Origin of the sequence: Micromonospora cremea (genome assembly GCF_900143515.1) — a bacterium.
Classification (GTDB): Bacteria; Actinomycetota; Actinomycetes; order Mycobacteriales; family Micromonosporaceae; genus Micromonospora; species Micromonospora cremea.
In genome coordinates, this window is the sequence record NZ_FSQT01000002.1 from 4646734 (window position 1) to 4665757 (window position 19024).

Annotated in this window: 12 protein-coding genes and 2 rRNA genes; 11 read left to right on the forward strand and 3 right to left on the reverse strand. The window is 71.1% G+C overall.

Annotated elements, in window-relative coordinates; genetic code table 11:
- Positions 1 to 180: 180 nt before the first annotated feature.
- Positions 181 to 3289: ribosomal RNA gene (locus BUS84_RS35270) — 23S ribosomal RNA — on the forward strand.
- 85 nt (positions 3290 to 3374) lie between these two features.
- A 5S ribosomal RNA gene (gene rrf, locus BUS84_RS35275) occupies positions 3375 to 3491 on the forward strand.
- 90 nt (positions 3492 to 3581) lie between these two features.
- Here rrf and BUS84_RS39205 read toward each other — a convergent pair.
- Positions 3582 to 5597, reverse strand: coding sequence for a hypothetical protein (locus BUS84_RS39205; protein ID WP_208869806.1), 2016 nt, complete (start codon positions 5595 to 5597; stop codon positions 3582 to 3584).
- On the opposite strand from BUS84_RS39205, the gene BUS84_RS35280 reads away from it, so the two are divergent.
- Together BUS84_RS35280 and BUS84_RS35285 are read left to right on the forward strand one after the other, a co-directional pair.
- Positions 5532 to 6539, forward strand: coding sequence for a hypothetical protein (locus BUS84_RS35280; protein ID WP_244298831.1), 1008 nt, complete (start codon positions 5532 to 5534; stop codon positions 6537 to 6539). The genes BUS84_RS39205 and BUS84_RS35280 overlap by 66 nt on opposite strands.
- Positions 6536 to 7561 carry an HAD-IIA family hydrolase gene (locus BUS84_RS35285; RefSeq protein ID WP_074318638.1) on the forward strand — a complete coding sequence of 342 codons (1026 nt, stop codon included), beginning with the start codon at positions 6536 to 6538 and terminating at the stop codon, positions 7559 to 7561. The genes BUS84_RS35280 and BUS84_RS35285 overlap by 4 nt, the downstream gene beginning before the upstream one ends.
- A gap of 27 nt (positions 7562 to 7588) precedes the next feature.
- Here BUS84_RS35285 and BUS84_RS35290 read toward each other — a convergent pair whose 3' ends face one another.
- Positions 7589 to 7927, reverse strand: a complete 339-nt coding sequence (locus tag BUS84_RS35290; RefSeq protein ID WP_074318639.1) for an SCP2 sterol-binding domain-containing protein — start codon at positions 7925 to 7927, stop codon at positions 7589 to 7591.
- A 111-nt stretch (positions 7928 to 8038) separates the two neighbouring features.
- Here BUS84_RS35290 and BUS84_RS35295 point away from each other — a divergent pair, with 111 nt between their 5' ends.
- The 5 genes from BUS84_RS35295 (at position 8039) to BUS84_RS35315 (ending at position 14792) form a co-directional block, all read left to right on the forward strand.
- The gene (locus tag BUS84_RS35295) at positions 8039 to 8653 is read left to right on the forward strand and encodes a phasin family protein (protein ID WP_074318640.1); all 615 of its coding nucleotides are present in this window, start codon (positions 8039 to 8041) and stop codon (positions 8651 to 8653) included.
- Positions 8654 to 8693: 40 nt separating this feature from the next.
- Positions 8694 to 8954 (forward strand): hypothetical protein, encoded by a 261-nt coding sequence (locus BUS84_RS35300; RefSeq protein ID WP_074319359.1) that lies wholly within the window; start codon positions 8694 to 8696, stop codon positions 8952 to 8954.
- Between the two features lie 38 nt (positions 8955 to 8992).
- The gene (locus BUS84_RS35305) at positions 8993 to 9853 is read left to right on the forward strand and encodes a TlyA family RNA methyltransferase (RefSeq protein WP_074318641.1); all 861 of its coding nucleotides are present in this window, start codon (positions 8993 to 8995) and stop codon (positions 9851 to 9853) included.
- A 106-nt stretch (positions 9854 to 9959) separates the two neighbouring features.
- On the forward strand, positions 9960 to 10844 hold the full coding sequence (locus BUS84_RS35310) for an NAD kinase (protein WP_074319360.1): 885 nt from the start codon (positions 9960 to 9962) through the stop codon (positions 10842 to 10844).
- Between the two features lie 225 nt (positions 10845 to 11069).
- Positions 11070 to 14792: a S8 family serine peptidase gene (locus BUS84_RS35315; protein ID WP_074318642.1), complete on the forward strand. Its 3723-nt coding sequence runs from the start codon at positions 11070 to 11072 to the stop codon at positions 14790 to 14792.
- Between the two features lie 46 nt (positions 14793 to 14838).
- Here the strand turns inward: BUS84_RS35315 and BUS84_RS35320 are convergent, their stop codons facing one another.
- Positions 14839 to 15858 carry a helix-turn-helix domain-containing protein gene (locus BUS84_RS35320; protein WP_074318643.1) on the reverse strand — a complete coding sequence of 340 codons (1020 nt, stop codon included), beginning with the start codon at positions 15856 to 15858 and terminating at the stop codon, positions 14839 to 14841.
- A 101-nt stretch (positions 15859 to 15959) separates the two neighbouring features.
- Between BUS84_RS35320 and recN the strand changes: the two genes are divergently transcribed.
- Positions 15960 to 17717 (forward strand): DNA repair protein RecN, encoded by a 1758-nt coding sequence (gene recN, locus BUS84_RS35325; RefSeq protein WP_074318644.1) that lies wholly within the window; start codon positions 15960 to 15962, stop codon positions 17715 to 17717.
- A gap of 119 nt (positions 17718 to 17836) precedes the next feature.
- Positions 17837 to 19015, forward strand: a complete 1179-nt coding sequence (gene steA / locus BUS84_RS35330) for a putative cytokinetic ring protein SteA (RefSeq protein WP_074319361.1) — start codon at positions 17837 to 17839, stop codon at positions 19013 to 19015.
- Positions 19016 to 19024 lie beyond the last annotated feature (9 nt).

Genomic DNA, 19024 nt, shown 5'->3' on the forward strand with positions numbered 1-19024 from the left:
CTGAAAGAACAACCATGGGTTGTTTCTTTCGGAAAGCCTTCAGCGGAACGAGTGTTTCGCGGGCTGCCAGGCATGGCCTGGTTCCACATACCGCCGGCGGTTGTCGGGTCTGGTGTGGGGCTGTTGGGTTGTGGGTTGGTCGTTTGTTGAGAATTGCACAGTGGACGCGAGCATCTTTGTGGTCAAGTTGTCAAGGGCGAACGGTGAATGCCTTGGCACCAGGAGCCGATGAAGGACGTGGGAGGCCGCGATAGGCCTGGGGGAGCTGTCAACCAAGCTGTGATCCCAGGGTGTCCGAATGGGGAAACCTGGCACCAGTCATGTGGTGTCACCCACACCTGAACACATAGGGTGTGTGGAGGGAACGCGGGGAAGTGAAACATCTCAGTACCCGTAGGAAGAGAAAACAATTTAGTGATTCCGTGAGTAGTGGCGAGCGAAAGCGGATTGAGGCTAAACCGGCTGCGTGTGATACCTGTCAGGGGTTGCGTGGTCGGGGTTGTGGGACCCTGCTGAACAAGCTGACACTTGTTCGAGAAGTTACAAAGTCAGTGGCTAGTCGAACAGTCTGGAATGGCTGACCGTAGACGGTGAAAGTCCGGTAGGTGAAAGTTGCTGACCTTCTGTGGGTGTTCCCGAGTAGCGGCGGACCCCTGAAATCTGCCGTGAATCTGCCAGGACCACCTGGTAAGCCTAAATACTTCCTGGTGACCGATAGCGGACGAGTACCGTGAGGGAATGGTGAAAAGTACCCCGGGAGGGGAGTGAAATAGTACCTGAAACCGTTCGCCTACAATCCGTCGGAGCCTTACGGGGTGACGGCGTGCCTTTTGAAGAATGAGCCTGCGAGTTAGTGGCATGTGGCGAGGTTAACCCGTGAGGGGGAGCCGTAGCGAAAGCGAGTCTGAATAGGGCGATTCAGTCGCGTGTCCTAGACCCGAAGCGGAGTGATCTAGCCATGGGCAGGCTGAAGCGCGGGTAAGACCGCGTGGAGGGCCGAACCCACCAACGTTGAAAAGTTGGGGGATGACCTGTGGTTAGGGGTGAAAGGCCAATCAAACTCCGTGATAGCTGGTTCTCCCCGAAATGCATTTAGGTGCAGCGTCGCGTGTTTCTTGCCGGAGGTAGAGCACTGGATGGTCTAGGGGGCCCACAAGCTTACCGAAATCAGCCAAACTCCGAATGCCGGTAAGTGAGAGCGCGGCAGTGAGACTGCGGGGGATAAGCTTCGTAGTCGAGAGGGAAACAGCCCAGATCACCAGCTAAGGCCCCTAAGCGTGTGCTAAGTGGAAAAGGATGTGGGGTCGCATAGACAACCAGGAGGTTGGCTTAGAAGCAGCCACCCTTTAAAGAGTGCGTAATAGCTCACTGGTCAAGTGGTCCCGCGCCGACAATGTAGCGGGGCTCAAGCACACCGCCGAAGCTGTGGCATTCACATTTTAACCTCGCTTGGACTTGATTCCTTGTGCAGGTGTGTGGATGGGTAGGGGAGCGTCGTGCCGCGAGTGAAGCAGCGGGGTGACCCAGTTGTGGACGCGGCACGAGTGAGAATGCAGGCATGAGTAGCGAAAGAAGGGTGAGAAACCCTTCCGCCGGATGACCAAGGGTTCCAGGGCCAGGCTAATCCGCCCTGGGTGAGTCGGGACCTAAGGCGAGGCCGAGAGGCGTAGTCGATGGACAACGGGTTGATATTCCCGTACCCGCGAAAGAGCGTCCCTGACGAACCTCGTTGTGCTAACCACCCGAACTGTCTGATGCCTTCGGGCTGATGGTGGGGAGCGTGGGAACCTGATGGGTAGTAGTCAAGCGATGGGGTGACGCAGGAAGGTAGCTGAGCCCGGCCGGTGGTTGTGCCGGGGTAAGCGTGTAGGCCGTGTTGTAGGCAAATCCGCAACACATGAAGGCTGAGACGTGATGCCGAGCCGATTCAGGTGAAGTCAGTGATCCTATGCTGCCGAGAAAAGCCTCTAGCGAGTTCTTAGCGGCCCGTACCCCAAACCGACACAGGTGGTCAGGTAGAGAATACCGAGGCGATCGGGCGAACTGTGGTTAAGGAACTCGGCAAATTGCCCCCGTAACTTAGGGAGAAGGGGGGCCGGAGACGTGAAGCCCCATGCGGGTGGAGCGTTGTATGGCCGCAGAGAGCAGGGGGAAGCGACTGTTTACTAAAAACACAGGTCCATGCGAAGAAGTAATTCGATGTATATGGACTGACGCCTGCCCGGTGCTGGAACGTTAAGGGGACCTGTTAGCTCTTCGGGGCGAAGCGGAGAACTTAAGCGCCAGTAAACGGCGGTGGTAACTATAACCATCCTAAGGTAGCGAAATTCCTTGTCGGGTAAGTTCCGACCTGCACGAATGGCGTAACGACTTCCCCACTGTCTCAACCACAGGCCCGGCGAAATTGCAGTACGAGTAAAGATGCTCGTTACGCGCGGCAGGACGGAAAGACCCCGGGACCTTTACTATAGCTTGACATTGGTACTCGAATTAGCTTGTGTAGGATAGGTGGGAGCCGGTGAAGTCCATACGCCAGTATGGGTGGAGGCAATCTTGAAATACCACTCTGGTTGATTTGGGTATCTAACTTCGGACCGTTATCCGGTTCAGGGACAGTGTCTGGTGGGTAGTTTAACTGGGGCGGTTGCCTCCTAAAAGGTAACGGAGGCGCCCAAAGGTTCCCTCAGCCTGGTTGGCAATCAGGTGTTGAGTGCAAGTACACAAGGGAGCTTGACTGTGAGACTGACAGGTCGAGCAGGGACGAAAGTCGGGACTAGTGATCCGGCACTTGCGAGTGGAAGCGGTGTCGCTCAACGGATAAAAGGTACCCCGGGGATAACAGGCTGATCTTCCCCAAGAGTCCATATCGACGGGATGGTTTGGCACCTCGATGTCGGCTCGTCGCATCCTGGGGCTGTAGCAGGTCCCAAGGGTTGGGCTGTTCGCCCATTAAAGCGGTACGCGAGCTGGGTTTAGAACGTCGTGAGACAGTTCGGTCCCTATCCGCCGTGCGCGTAGGATACTTGAGAAGGGCTGTCCCTAGTACGAGAGGACCGGGACGGACGAACCTCTGGTGTGCCAGTTGTCCCGCCAGGGGCACGGCTGGTTAGCTACGTTCGGAAGGGATAACCGCTGAAAGCATCTAAGCGGGAAGCCTGCTTCAAGATGAGGTATCCCACCCACTTTGTGGGGTAAGGCCCCCAGCTAGACGACTGGGTTGATAGGCCGGAAATGTAAGCCCGGTAACGGGTTCAGTTGACCGGTACTAATAGGCCGAGGACTTGACTACTAAGCTGCTACGCGTCCACTGTGCAACTCTCGATAAACGAACAACAGACCACACTGTGTGGTGTTGTTTGACATGTCGATAGAGTTACGGCGGTCATGGCGGAGGGGAAACGCCCGGTCACATTCCGAACCCGGAAGCTAAGCCCTCCAGCGCCGATGGTACTGCACTCGTGAGGGTGTGGGAGAGTAGGACGCCGCCGGACAATCTTCCAGTCGAGGGCCGCCCCATCCGGGTCGGCCCTCGACTGCGTAGCGCCATTGGTGGCGCAATGAGGAAGGATGTACCTGTGAGTTCAGGACCGCAGGGCGGAGACCGTCCCCGTCGTTACGAAGACCGTACTGACGGCCAGGGCGGCCGCGACCGCGGCCCGCGCCGCGACGACCGTCCCCCGTACCGGGGAGACCGTGACAGCGCCGGCGGCGCCCGAGGCGGATACGCCGGCGGCCGCGACGCCGGTTCCCGTGGTGGTGACCGGGACGGTTCGCGCTCGGGTGCACCTCGCGAGGGCGGTTTCCGTGGCGGCGACCGTCGTGAAGGCGGCTTCCGTGGCGGCGACCGCGATGGCTCGCGGTCCGGCGCTCCCCGCGAGGGTGGTTTCCGTGGTGGCGACCGCGACGGCTCGCGCTCGGGTGGCCCCCGTGAGGGCGGTTTCCGTGGCGGCGACCGTCGTGAAGGCGGCTTCCGTGGTGGTGACCGGGACGGTTCGCGTTCGGGCGCTCCCCGCGAGGGTGGTTTCCGTGGCGGCGACCGGGACGGTTCGCGTTCGGGCGCTCCCCGCGAGGGTGGCTTCCGAGGTGGCGACCGTCGCGAGGGTGGTTTCCGTGGTGGCGACCGTCGCGAGGGTGGTTTCCGTGGTGGCGACCGCGATGGTTCGCGTTCGGGCACTCCCCGCGAGGGTGGTTTCCGTGGCGGCGACCGCGACGGTTCGCGTTCGGGCGCACCCCGTGAGGGTGGCTACCGTGGCGGCGACCGCGAGGGCGGCGGCTTCCGTGGAGGCGATCGTCGTGAGGGCGGTTACCAGGGCGGCGACCGCAGCCGCTCCGGCCCGTCCCGCGAGGGTGGTTTCCGCGGCGGTGACCGCGAGGGTGGCTTCCGGGGCGGCGAGCGCCGTGAGGGTGGCTTCCGGGGCGGCGAGCGCCGTGAGGGTGGCTTCCGGGGCGGCGAGCGCCGCGAAGGTGGCTTCCGCGGTGGTGACCGGGAGGGCGGCTTCCGCGGTGGTGACCGTCGTGAGGGCGGCGCGCCCCGCGAGGGCGGTTTCCGTGGTGGCGAGCGTGGCGGCTCGCGTCCGGGCGCGCCCCGTGAGGGTGGCTTCCGTGGCGGCGAGCGTCGTGAGGGCGGCGGTTTCCGTGGCGGCGACCGTGAGGGTGGCTTCCGTGGTGGTGACCGTCGTGAGGGCGGTGCGCCCCGTGAGGGTGGCTTCCGTGGTGGTGACCGTGAGGGTGGCTTCCGTGGTGGTGACCGTCGTGAGGGCGGTGCGCCCCGTGAGGGTGGCTTCCGTGGTGGTGACCGTGAGGGTGGCTTCCGTGGTGGTGACCGCCGTGAAAGCGGCGCGCCCCGTGAGGGTGGCTTCCGCGGCGGCGAGCGTCGTGAGGGCGGCTTCCGCGGTGGTGACCGTGAGGGTGGCTTCCGTGGTGGTGACCGCCGTGAGGGCGGTGCGCCCCGTGAGGGTGGCTTCCGTGGTGGTGACCGCCGTGAGGGCGGTGCGCCCCGTGAGGGTGGCTTCCGTGGTGGTGACCGCCGTGAGGGCGGTGCGCCCCGTGAGGGTGGCTTCCGTGGTGGTGACCGCCGTGAGGGCGGTGCGCCCCGTGAGGGTGGCTTCCGTGGCGGTGACCGCCGTGAGGGCGGTGCGCCCCGTGAGGGTGGCTTCCGTGGCGGTGACCGCCGTGAGGGCGGTGCGCCCCGTGAGGGTGGCTTCCGTGGCGGCGAGCGCCGTGAAGGCGGCGGCTTCCGTGGTGGTGACCGCGAGGGTGGCTTCCGCGGCGGTGACCGTCGTGAGGGCGGCTTCCGCGGCGGCGAGCGCCGTGAAGGTGGCTACCGTGGTGGCGACCGTGAAGGTGGCTTCCGGGCCGACGAGCGGCCGCGTCGCGAGGGCGAGTTCCGCCGGGATGACCGTGCGGGCTCCGCTTCGTCCGAGGGCGGGCGCAGCCTGGCCCCGGCGTTGCCGGACGACATCCTCGCGACCGATCTCGACAAGGACGTTCGCGCCGAGCTGCTCTCGCTGAACAAGCCGGTCGCCGAGACGGTGGCGCGGCACCTGGTGGCCACCGGCCAGCTGATCGACGAGGATCCGGCCGAGGCGCTGGCGCACGCGCTGGCCGCCCGGCGGCTCGCGTCGCGCATCTCCGCCGTCCGTGAGGCGGTGGGCCTGGCTGCGTACCACGCCGGGGAGTGGCAGACGGCGATCGCCGAGCTGCGCACGTACCACCGGATGAGCGGATTGCAGAGCCACCTGGCCGTGCTCGCGGACTGTGAGCGCGCCCTGGGCCGGCCGGAGCGGGCCATCGACCTGTTCCGCGGCGCCGACCGGGAGAAGCTGGACCAGGCCGTGGCGATCGAGCTGCTGATCGTCGCCGCCGGCGCCCGGGGCGACCTCGGGCAGAAGGACGCCGCCGTGGCGATGCTCCAGGTCCCGGACCTCACCAGTGAGGCCACCGTGCCGTGGACGGCTCGGCTGCGGTACGCGTACGCCGACGCGCTGCTCGCGGTGGGTCGGCGTGAGGAGGCCCGCGAGTGGTTCTCCCGCGCCGCTGACGTGGACACCGAGGGCGAGACCGATGCCGCGGAGCGGCTGCTGGAACTCGACGGTGTGGTCATCGAGGGCGACGAGGAGGACGAGACCGCCGAGGAGATCGCCGCAGGCCCGGGTGCTCCCGGTTCGGTGCCGGCTCGACCGGACACCGAGCTCGCCGCCGGTGACGACGACGACGAGGACGACCTCGACGAGGACGACGACGAGGACGACCTCGACGACGAGGACGACGAGGACGAGGACGACCTCGACGACGACGAGGACGACGACGACCGCGACGACGAGGACGAGGACTTCGACGACGACGAGGAGGACGGCGTTGCCGGCCCTTCCGGCGAAGGCGAGGACCTTGATGGCGAGGACGAGGATCGCCACCCGAGCGGGAACGTTGAGTCGGACACCGCTGCCGACCGGACCGATGCGGTTGGCGACGGCGACGCGGTGAACACCGACGGGAACGCTCCGGGCCGGGGCGACGAGTCGGGGTCGACGCAGCGGTGAGCGTGGACGCCGGGGGGCGGCTGATCGACGGGTACACCCTGGTCGTCTTCGACCTGGACGGGGTGATCTACCTGATCGACCGGCCGATCCCCGGCGCCGTCGAGGCGGTGGCCCGGCTGCACGCCGAGGGGCGGGGGGTGGCGTACGCCACCAACAACGCCTCGCGCCGGTCCAGCGAGGTCGCCGACCTGCTGACCCGGATGGGCGTGCCAGCCCGGCCGGAGGAGGTGCTCACCTCCGCTGCGGCCTCGGCGGAGCTGCTGCGCGACCGGCTGCCCGCCGGCGCGCCGGTGCTGGTGGTCGGCGCGGAGGCTTTGCGCGCCGAGCTGCGCGCTGTCGGGCTGACCCCGGTCTCCCGGGCGGACGAGAAGCCGGCCGCGGTGGTGCAGGGCTACGGTCCGCAGGTCGGCTGGGCCGAGCTGGCCGAGGCGTCGCTCGCGGTGCGGGCCGGCGCGATCTGGATCGCCACCAACACCGACCGGACGCTGCCCAGTGGCCGGGGACCACTGCCCGGCAACGGCGCGCTGGTCGCCGTGCTGCGTACGGCGCTGGAGCGGGACCCTGACGTGGTGGTCGGCAAGCCGGAGGCGGCGCTGTTCGAGACTGCTGCCCGGCGCAGCGACGGCGGCCGGGCGCTGATCGTCGGCGACCGGTTGGACACCGACATCGAGGGCGCACGCCGGGCCGGGCTGGACAGTCTGCTCGTGCTCACCGGCGTCAGCCGCGTACCCGAACTGCTCGCCGCCGAGCCGGGGCGCCGTCCCACGTACGTCGCGCAGGACCTGGCGGGGCTCTTCGACCCGGCGGCGGTGGTGCGGGTCCCGGGCCCGGCGGACGCCGGCGGCTGGTCGGTGACGGCCCGCGATGGCGGGCTGGAGCTGGCCGGCTCGGGTCGGGCGCTGGACGCGCTGGCCGCGCTCTGCGCGGCGGCCTGGTCGGCCCCGGCGGTGCCGCAGATCCGCCCGGCGGGTCCGGATGCGGCCCGCGTGTTGGAGAGCTTCGGTCTGCCAGCGGGAGGATGACCCGGTCTCGAGCGGCGTCGGCGCTCGTCAGAGCAGCTTGCGCAGCTTCATCAGGTCGAACGGGTTGGCCTTGATCGACACCCGGCGGGAGGCCACCGCGCCGGTGACGTCCAGGTCGCCGCGGACCAGGGCGAGCAGGTCGTCGCTGGAGGTGCTCAGCGCGATCTTGGCCTTGGGGTCGTCGCCGTCGGTCAGCTCGACCAGCCGCCCGCCGCTGATCCGGCCGTGGAAGGCGGTGTCCAGGTCGGTGATCCGGCAGGCCAGCGTGCGGTCCAGATCGATCCGTTCGCGGACCGTCTCGGCGTTGCGATCCAGCCGGGCGGCCAGCTCCTGTAATGCCTGCCGGCACTCGTCCACGCTGGCCACGTCTCCCCCTCGCTGATCGCCACGCCGTCCTCGGCACCGTACCGCACAGGACAGTCCGGGGTGCCCGGTAGCGTGACACCTGCACACCTCGCCCCGCGGAAGGATTCAGGCATGCAGGACGCGTGGCGCGCCTACCTCGAATTGGCCATGGGCCTGGCGGAGGCGCCCCGGAAGAAGGCCCAGGACGTGGCGCGTCGCCTCGTCGGCTCCGGCGGCGCGACCGCCGCCCAACTCCAGGCCCTCGGCGAGGAGCTGGTGACCACCGGCGCCGCCAACCGGGAGGCGCTGACCAAGCTGGTCCGTTTCGAGGTCGATCGGGCGCTGGGCGCGGTCGGCCTGGCGACCGCGGACGAGGTGGCCGAGCTGACCCGACGGGTGCGCGACCTGGAACGGCAGTTGCGCGAGGCGCGGGCTGCCGAGCCGGCCAGCGGGCCGCCCGCCGGTCCCGCCCCGGAGCCCGAGGCGCCCCGGGCCCCGCGGCCCGACGCCGGTCTGGTGCCGTCGGACGGCCCGGCGGGCGCGCCGGTCTCCGCGCCGGTGGCCAAGAAGGCCGTGGCGAAGAAGGCGGTCGCGAAGAAGGCCGTGGCGAAGAAGGCGGTCGTCAAGAAGGCCATCGCGCGAAAGCCACCGGCGACGATCAGCCGGACCAGCGACGAGGCCCCGACTCCGTCGGACATGCCGGCCAAGAAGGCGGTCGGTGAGCAGCGGCCGGACGACGCGCGGTGAGCGCCGCGCCGACCGACCGGAGCCACCGGTGAGCGGCGACATGCGTCCGGGCCCGCCGCCCGGCGCGCGTCCGGGCCCGCCGCCGGGCATCCGGCCGGGTCCACCCGCGGGCGGGTCGTTCGGCGCGCGGCCGAGCCCGCCGCCGGATCTGGGGGACGACGAGGCGCGGCACCCGGCCGTCGACGCTGCCGTGCGGGCCATGGCCAACGCGGCGACGCTCGCCCCGGTGGACCAGATCGCGCAGTACGAGGCGGCCTACGAGACGCTGCGGGAAACCCTCGCCACCATCGACCAGACCTGAGCGGGACGACCAGGCCTGAGCAGACCGGAGAACCACCCATGGCACGTCGCAACCGGCTGGACGCCGAACTCGTCCGCCGCGGTTTGGCCCGCTCCCGCGAGCAGGCCGCCGCGCTGGTGGAGGCCGGCCGCGTCCAGCTGCGCGGGGTGCCCGCGCGCAAGGCCGCCGCGATGGTCGACCCCGCTGACCCGTTGCTGGTCACCGGCGCCGACCCGGCCGAGGAGTACGTCTCCCGGGGCGGGCACAAGCTCGCGGGCGCGTTGGCCGTGTTCGGCCCGGCCGGGCTGAGCGTCGCCGGCCGGCGTTGCCTGGACGCCGGCGCGTCGACCGGCGGCTTCACCGACGTGCTGCTGCGCGCCGGTGCCGCCGAGGTGGTGGCGGTGGACGTCGGCTACGGGCAGCTGGCCTGGTCGTTGCGCACTGACGAGCGGGTCCGGGTCCTGGAGCGCACGAACGTCCGTACGCTCGACTCTGAGGCGATTGGTGGGCCGGTCGACCTCACGGTGGCGGACCTGTCGTTCATCTCGCTGCGGTTGGTGTTGCCGGCGCTGTCCGGTTGCACCCGGGACGACGGCGACCTGGCGTTGATGGTCAAGCCGCAGTTCGAGGTGGGCAAGGATCGGGTCGGTGCCGGTGGTGTGGTCCGCGAGCCGGAGCTGCGCGCCGAGGCGGTGCTCGATGTGGCCGCTGCGGCGGCGCGGCTCGGCCTCGGGTTGGCCGATGTGGCGGCCAGCCCGCTGCCCGGGCCGAGCGGCAACGTGGAGTTCTTCGTATGGTTGCGCCGGGGCGCACTGCCGGCCGACCCGCAGCGGGTGCGGGCCGTGGTGGCGGCCGGGCCGGACGGCCTGACGACGGCCGGCGACGTGCCGGACGCAGCGGCGGAGGAGGTCGCAGGATGAACGCGTGCAGCGAGCGTTCCGGTACGGCACGCGGGACACGCGGCCGCTCCGGGGTGGCGACGGCGACGGCAGGGCGTCGTTCCGGGTTGAACGGGCGGCCGCTGCGATGAGCCGGACCGCGCTGCTGGTGACCCACACCGGTCGTCGGCGTAGTACCGAGCACGCCCGCGCCGTCGCCGCCGATCTGATCGCCGCGGGTTTCGAGGTGCGGGTGATCGCCGAGGAGGCCGACGACCTCGACCTGCCCGGCGTGGTGCCGGTCGCCGGCCCGGAGGCCGCCGAGGGCGCCGAGATCGTCTTCGCCCTCGGCGGGGACGGGACGTTCCTGCGGGCGGCCGAGGTGGCCCGGCCGGCGAAGGCGCCCCTGCTCGGCATCAACCTCGGCAAGGTGGGCTTCCTGGCCGAGGCCGAGATCGACGACCTGGACACCGCGGTCCGTGACGTCGTCGGGCGCAACTACACCGTGGACGAGCGGCTCACCCTGGACGTCACGGCCGAGTTCGACGGTGGCCCGACCATCGAGTCCTGGGCGCTCAACGAGATCAGCGTCGAGAAGGGCGAGCGAGCGCAGATGCTCGAACTCCTCGTCGACGTGGACGGTCGGCCGCTGTCGCGCTACGGCTGCGACGGCGTGGTCTGCGCCACCCCCACCGGCTCCACCGCGTACGCGTTCTCCGGCGGCGGGCCGGTGGTCTGGCCGGAGGTGGAGGCGCTGCTGCTGGTGCCGATCAGCGCGCACGCGTTGTTCAGTCGTCCGCTGGTCACCGCCCCGACGTCCACGTTCATGATCACCGTTGACCCGTTCACCACCCTCGCCGTGCTCAGCTGCGACGGCCGGCGGGTCTACGACCTGCCGCCCGGCGCCCGGGTCACGGTGCGGCGCGGCGCCCTGCCGGTGCGCATCGTCCGGCTGCGGGACCGCCCGTTCACCGACCGGCTGGTCGCCAAGTTCGGGCTGCCCGTGCACGGCTGGCGCGGCTCTCGCCGCTGACCGCCGTCCGGCACGGCACCGCCTCGGCGGGGCGACCGGATCCCGGATGGCCGGCGGAAACCCGCTGGACATCCGACGGCCCCGCGCCCGCCGCCGGATGTCCACCTGGCGACATGTCGCTGGTGCGGCGCGCCGCAGCTAGTGACCACCCGACGCGCTCCGTCGCAGACTCCGATCGGTCGATCTCCCTGAGACCGGCCCCCCTGGAGTAGAGGAGCGCATCGCATGCACAGGCCCCCACGCTGGCTGACCGCCGGCGCGGTCGGCGCGTTGGTCGTCGGGCTCGCCGCACCGGCGTCCGCCGACCCGCCTGCCCGGCCCACCGGCCCGAACCCGGGTCCGACCGTCCCGGGTACCGCGCCCGTTCACATCACCCTCATCACCGGCGACCAGGTCGACCTTGTTCAGGCGGCGCCCGGCCGGCTGGCCGCCACCGTGCGCCCCGGCCCCGGCCGTGAGCGGATCACCTTCCACACCGTGGAGGCCGACGGCGGGCTGCGGGTGCTGCCCAGCGACGTCGTGCCGTACCTCTCCGCAGGGGTGCTCGATTCCAACCTGTTCGATGTGCAGGAGTTGGCCGCCGACGGGTACGGCGACGCCGCGCAGGGCTCGCTGCCGCTGATCGTGCGTTACCAGGAGCAGGCCGGCGGCCGGGTCCGGCCGCTCGCCGGTGTCACCGACGCCCGGCCGTTGGAGAGCATCAACGGCGCGGCGTTGCGGGTCGGCAAGGGCGACCTCGGTGGCCTGTGGACGACGCTGCGCGGCACGCCGCAGGCCCGTACCGCGGGTGCGCCTGCCCGGCTCGGCGCCGGCGTCGCCCGGATCTGGCTGGACGGGAAGGTCCGTCCGGCGCTGGAGCACAGCGTGCCGCAGATCGGCGCTCCGGCGGCCTGGGCGGCTGGCCGGGACGGTAACGGCGTCAAGGTGGCGGTGCTCGACACCGGCGTCGACGCCACCCACCCCGACCTGGCCGGGCGGATCGCCGAGGCGCAGGACTTCTCCGGCAGCGGTAGCGCCCGCGACGGGCACGGCCACGGCACCCACGTGGCGGCCACCATCGCCGGCAGCGGCGCGGCTTCCGCCGGGGTGCGCAAGGGCGTCGCCCCCGGCGCGCAGCTGCTGGTCGGCAAGGTGCTCGACGACGCCGGCTCCGGCTACGACTCGTCCATCATCGCGGGCATGGAGTGGGCCGCCCACTCCGGCGCGAAGGTGGTCAGCATGAGCCTCGGTGGCTCCGCCACCGACGGCACCGACCCGATGAGCCAGGCCGTCAACGACCTGACCGCCGAGACCGGGGCGCTCTTCGTCATCGCCGCCGGCAACGAGGGCACGCCGCGTTCGGTCGGCTCGCCGGGCGCGGCCGCCGCGGCGCTCACCGTCGGCGCGGTGGACCGCGACGACAACCTCGCGGACTTCTCCAGCCGTGGCCCGCGGCTCGGCGACAACGGCCTCAAGCCGGAGATCACCGCTCCGGGCGTCGGCATCATCGCCGCCCGGGCCGCCGGCACCACCATGGGTACGCCGGTGGGGGACGCGTACACGACCGCGTCGGGCACCTCGATGGCCACCCCGCACGTCGCCGGCGCGGCCGCGATCCTCGCCCAGGAACACCCGGACTGGACCGCCGGGAAGCTCAAGGACGCTCTGGTCAGCACCACGAAGGCGAACCCGGAGTTGACCGTCTTCGAGCAGGGCGGCGGCCGGGTCGACGTGGCCCGGGCGCTCGGCCAGCGGGTGTACGGCTCGGCCACCGCCGACTTCGGTCGGGTGTCCACCGGCGGCGCGGCGGTCGAGCGGACCGTCACGTACACCAACGGCACCACGGCCCCGCAGACCCTGCGGCTGGCCCTGGAGCTGCGCAACCTGGACAGCGGCGCGGCCGAGCCCGACGGTGTCACCGCCGGCGGCGGCGAGGTGACCGTGCCGGCGGGCGGCAGCGTGGCCGTGCCACTGCGCGCCGACCCGGCGAAGCTGGCCCGCGGTCCGCACGGCGGGTGGCTGGTGGCCACCGGCGCGGACGGCGTCGCGGTGCGTACCGCCGTCGGGCTCACCCTGAGCGGCCCGGTGCACACGGTCACGGTGAAGGTGCTGGACATGCAGGGGCAGCCGGGCCTCGCGCCGGTGCTCACCCTCTTCGGCGAGCAGCCCGAGTCCGACTTCATCGGCTGGGTCGGCGGCGAAACGCAGGTGCAGGTCGAAGAGGGCCCGTACCTCGTCGAGGCGCTGATCGAGCACGGCGCGCCGCTGGACGAGCAGATCACCCTGGCCACCGACCCGGAGCTGATGGTCACCGGGGACGTCACCGTGGTGCTCGACCCGCGCAAGGGCACCCCGGTGCGGATCGAGACGCCGAAGCCGGCCGAGCAGCGAGCCGCGATCAGCTTCTACGAGCACCGGGTCTTCGGCAACGGCCGGCAGGTCGACCACGGCGTGATGACCTTCAGCACCATCCAGCAGGTCAACGTCACGCCGACCCGTCAGGTGCGCCAGGGCGAGTTCGAGTTCTCCTCGCGCTGGCAGCTGGTGGCGCCGATGGTGGACGCCCGGATCAGCGGGGTGTCCGGTCCGCTGGACATCAACCTGATGGGCCACTCGCCGGCGCCGACCGGCCGGCAGAAGCTGCCGCTGGTCTGGGCCGGGACCGGCACCCCCGCCGAGCTGGCCCGGGTGCGCGGCGCCGCGGCGCTGCTCACCACCAACCCGGACGCCTCGGAGGATGAGCAGATCGCGGCGGCTGCGGCGGCCGGTGCGAAGTCGGTGCTCATCGTCCGGCCGGCCGACCAGAGCGCGTGGACGGTCTGGACCCCGCAGGGGGACCGGCTTGCCGTGCCCGCGATGGCGGTGGCGTACGACGACGGGCAGCGGGTGATCGCGGCGGCGCGTGAGGGCCGGGCGACGCTGGACCTGACGCTGACCGTGGACAGCCCCTACCTGTACGACGTGTGGCAGGTCTCGAAGGGCCGGGTGCCGGAGCGGATCGAGCACATCGTCACCGCGAAGAACACCGCCGAGGTGAGCGCCAACTACGGCGACGTCGGCGGTTCGGAGTGGGCCACCGAGCAGCGGTTCGGCTGGCGTCCGTGGCAGGACACCTCCTGGAACGACGACCAGCGGCTGGTGCGTACCGGCACCACCCGGCAGGAGTTCGTCAGCGCCGGCGACAACTGGTGGCAGCACCGGGTCCTGCACCGGATCACCTGGTCCTGGGGACGGCTGCTCGGCGGTTTGACTCAGCAGCCCCGGCGGTACGACGCCGACGACCGCGCCAGCGAGACCTGGCACGCCCCGGTGGTCCGGCCGGCCGTTCCGGCTGGCGGCGGGGCCCCGGTGCCGACCCGCACCGGGGACAACCTGGACCTGCGGGTGGCCGAGTTCGTCGACGCCGACGGGAACCACAGCGCGGCCGGCGGAGCCGAGGAGTCGGACACCGTCGAGGCCCGGCTCAGCCGGGACGGGAAGCAGATCGCCGACCTCTCCGGCGGGTGGGCGCCGGTGCCCACCACCGCGGAGTCGGCCCGCTACCGGCTCGACCTGAGCACGCAGCGGTCGTCGGACGAGTGGCGCTACGCCACCCGCACCGAGACGGCCTGGCAGTTCACCTCGGCCCGCCCGGACGGGGACACGGCCCGGCCGTTGCCGCTGCTCCAGGTCGACTACCAGGTCCCGGCCGACCTGCGCGGCCAGGTGGCCGGCGGTCGGACGCACCGGCTGGGGTTGACCCTGCGCCAGCCGGCGGGTGTACCGGCGCCGACCGGCACCAGCCTGCGCGTCGAGGTGTCCTTCGACGGCGGGAAGAACTGGCGCAAGGTTCCGGTGCAGGGCTCCGGCACCCGGTTCACCGCCACCGTGCCGGCCGGTCGGGGCGCGGTGTCCCTGCGGGTGCACGGCAGCGACGGGGCCGGTAACACCGTCGACCAGAGCGTGGTCGACGCGTACGGGCTGCGCTGACGCGCGTGGGGCGGGGCGCCCGTGGGCCGTCCCGCCCCGCTCCCGTTCAGATCCAGCCCCGCCGGGCGACCTGGAAGGCCAGTCCGGGCCGGGTGTCCACGCCGGCGGCGGCCATCAGGTCGGCGAGCCGGCGTTGCACGGTGCGCCGGCTCACCCCGAGCTGCGAGGCGATGGACTTGTCCGGCACCCCGGCCACGAACAGCGACAGCAGCCGCGCCTCGTCGGCGTCCGGCCGGTAGCCGTCGCCGGGATGGTCGTCGGGGTCGGGCCTTCGGCCCTCGGTCGCCGGCACCGCCAGCGGGTCGTCCAGCCGCAGCCGGGTGGCCACCCGCCAGTGGCTCTCGAAGAGGGCGAGCAGCGCGTCGAGCAGTTGACTGCGGCCGATCACGGCGGCGCTCGGCTCGCCGCCGTCGCGGTCGGGCACCAGCGGGCAGATGGCGGTGCGGGCGTCCACGATGGCCAGTCGGACCGGCAGCCGGTCCAGGACGCGGGCCTGCTCGCCGGCGGCGACCCCCTTGGCCAGGTCGGCCAGCGCGCCCGGCTCCAGCAGCAGGTCCCGCTCGTAGATGGCCCGGTAGCTCACCCCGCGGGCCAGCGCGTCGAACTCCTCGACGTTCTCCGGGCCGGCCATCGCCAGCGGGTTCGCCCGGCAGAACCAGAGCACCTCGGTACGCGCCGAGTTCTGCAGATCGCGGAGCCGATCCCGGAGCATCCGGGCCCCGGTGATCACCTCGACCAGGTGGTCACCGTGGTGGCGGCGCAGCCCGGACCGGTACTCCTCGGCCAGTTGGGTGACCCGCCGTCGGGCCGCCTCGAGGTCCTCCTGCCGGCGCAGCAGCGCCGCGCCGAGGGCGACGTCCGGTGCGGTCGGGCGCAGCGGGGCGTCCGGGTCGGTGTCGGTGGGCAGCACCAGACCCTTGATCCGCAGGGTCTCGACCTGCGCGACGACCTGGGCGCGCGGGCGTTGCAGCCGGTCGACCAGCTCGTCGATCCGGGCGGTGGTGAGCTGGAGCAGGCAGCGGTAGAGCTCCTCTTCAGCCGAGGTCAGGCCGATCACGTCCAACACGGGGCAGAACTGTACGTCGGCCCGATGTCGCCCGTACCGCGACCTGCCCGCGGGTCCGTCGGCTGGTCAAGTGTCGGGCCTCGCGTCTACTGTCGGGTGCTGTGCTGGAAGAGCTGCGCATCACCGGACTGGGCGTCATCGAGGACACCACGCTGCCGTTGACCGGCGGGATGAACGTCATCACCGGCGAGACCGGTGCGGGCAAGACGATGGTGGTCACCGGCCTCGGCCTGCTCTTCGGCGGCCGGGCCGACGCCGGGCGGGTGCGTGCCCAGCCCGGGCGGGCCGTGGTGGAGGGGCGGCTGCGTCTGCAAGGTCGCGTCGCCGACGCGGTGTACGCCCGGATCACCGATGCCGGCGGCGAGCCCGACGAGGACGGCTCCCTGCTGCTGAGCCGCACGGTGACGGTGGAGGGCCGGTCCCGCGCGCACCTCGGTGGCCGCAGCATGCCGGTGTCGATGCTCGGTGAGGTGGGTGAGCAGGCGGTGGCCGTGCACGGCCAGTCCGACCAGCTGCGGCTGCTGCGCCCGGTCGAGCAGCGGGCCGCACTGGACCGGTTCGCCGGCCCGGCGCACGAGAAGCTGCTCGACGCGCTGCGTGAGGCGTACACCGGTTGGCGGCGGATCGTCGACGACCTGGCCGACCGGCGACGCAACGCCCGCGAGCGCAACCAGGAGGCCGACCTGCTGCGGCTCGGCCTCGACGAGATCACCCGGGTCGATCCGCAGCCCGGTGAGGATGACGAGCTCAAGATCGAGGCGCAGCGGCTGGAGCACGCTGAGGGGCTGCGTACGGCCGCGCAGCTGGCCCAGCAGTGCCTGGCGGGCGGCGCGGAGGCGGCCGACGAGACACCGGACGCGACGACGCTGCTGGGCACCTCCCGGCGCACCCTGGAGGCGCAGTCCGGCACCGATCCGGCGTTGGGTGAGCTGGCGGCCCGGCTGGAGGAGGCGGCCACGCTGGTCACCGACGTTTCCGCCGAGCTGTCGGCGTACCTGGCGACGCTCGACGCCGACCCGGCCCGGTTGCAGCACGTCTACGAGCGTCGGGCCGCGTTGCGCGCGTTGACCCGCAAGTACGCCGACGACGTCGACGGGGTGATCGCGTGGGCCGAGCGGGCCCGCACCCGACTGTCCGACCTGGACACCTCCGACGATCTGCTCGACGAGTTGGAGCGCGAGGGTCAGCGGCTGGCCGGTGAGGTGGCCGATCTGGCCGGTCGTGTGTCGGCCTCCCGACAGGAGGCGGCTGTCCGTTTCGCCGACCAGGTCACCGTCGAGCTGGCCGGGCTGGCGATGCCGCACGCCCGGATCGAGGTGGCGGTGCTGCCCCGCCCGGCCGGGCGGTCCGAGCCGGCGCTGTCGGTCAACGGCGTCGAGGTGGGCATCGCCCCGGACGGCGGCGACGAGGTGGAGTTGCGGTTGCTGGCCCACCCGGGCGCGCCGTCGCTGCCGTTGCAGCGCGGCGCCTCCGGCGGTGAGCTGTCCCGGGTGATGCTCGCCATCGAGGTGGTCTTCGCCGGTTCGGGTGGCCCGCCCACGCTGGTCTTCGACGAGGTCGACGCGGGGGTCGGCGGTCAGGCGGCGGTGGAGATCGGTCGGCGGCTGGCCCGGCTGGCCCGCAGCCACCAGGTGCTGGTCGTCACCCACCTGCCGCAGGTGGCGGCGTTCGCCGACCGGCACCTGGTGGTGGCGAAGGACACGGGCGGCGCGGTGACCACCAGCGGGGTGCGTGTGGTGGAGGACACCGAGCGGGCCCGGGAGCTGGCTCGGATGCTCGCTGGTTTGCCCGATTCGGATCTGGGTATCGCCCACGCCGAGGAGCTCCTGGCTGTGGCGGCCAAGGAAAGGCGGCCGTGACGCCGCGTATTGTGAGCGCAAGCACACCGGCTTGCGCCGACGTGTGCTTCCCTGGGTAGGCGGCCCTGCTCAGGCATGTCGCGACAGATAAGCCTGCCCCACATGCCAGGATGGTCACGATGCGTCTACCCACGTTGCGCCGGAACCGGATCGCGGAGCCGGGCACAGTCCTCGGCACCGCGCGCCTTGATCGCCGGACGAAACGCCTGGTCGGTCGGCTGCGCCCCGGTGACATCGCGGTGATCGACCACGTCGACCTGGACCGGGTGGCGGCCGATTCGTTGGTCGCCGTCGGGGTCGCGGCGGTGCTCAACGCCAAGCCCTCGGTGTCCGGCCGCTACCCGAACCTGGGCCCGGAGGTGCTGATCGCCGCCGGCATCCCGCTCCTGGACGACCTGGGGGAGGGCGTCTTCGAGCGGATCCGCGAGGGCGACCAGGTGCGCATCGAGGGCAACACGGTCTTCGCCGGCGATGAGCCGGTGGCGCTCGGCAGCCTGCAGGACGCCGAGTCGGTCGCCAAGGCGATGGCCGACGCCCGCGAGGGGCTCTCGGTGCAGTTGGAGGCGTTCGCCGCCAACACCATGGACTACCTGCGCCAGGAGCGCGACCTGCTGCTCGACGGCGTGGGCGTGCCGGACATCGAGACCCAGATGCAGGGTCGGCACTGCCTGATCGTGGTGCGCGGCTACGACTACAAGGCCGACCTGGACGTGCTGCGCCCGTACATCCGGGAGTTCAAGCCGGTGTTGATCGGCGTCGACGGCGGCGCCGACGCGCTGGTCGAGGCCGGGTACACCCCCGACATGATCATCGGGGACATGGATTCGGTCACCGACGACGTGCTGCGCTGCGGCGCCGAGGTGATCGTGCACGCCTACCCGGACGGGCGGGCGCCCGGCCTGCCCCGGGTCAACGGCCTCGGCGTCCCGGCGGTGACCTTCCCGGCGGCGGCGACCAGCGAGGACCTGGCCATGCTGCTGGCCGACGAGAAGGGCGCCTCGCTGCTGGTCGCGGTCGGCACCCACGCCACGCTGGTCGAGTTCCTGGACAAGGGCCGCGGCGGGATGGCCTCGACGTTCCTGACCCGGCTGAAGGTCGGCGGCAAGCTGGTCGACGCCAAGGGCGTGAGCCGGCTCTACCGGCAGAGCATCTCCGGTTCGTCGCTGCTGCTGCTGGTGCTCTCGGCGGTCGCGGCGATGGCCTCCGCGGTGGCCGTTTCCACTGTCGGGAAGGCGTACCTGGGCGTGGCCGCCGAGTGGTGGGACAATCTGGTGTTCCAGCTGTACCGGCTCTTCTAGTTCCCGACC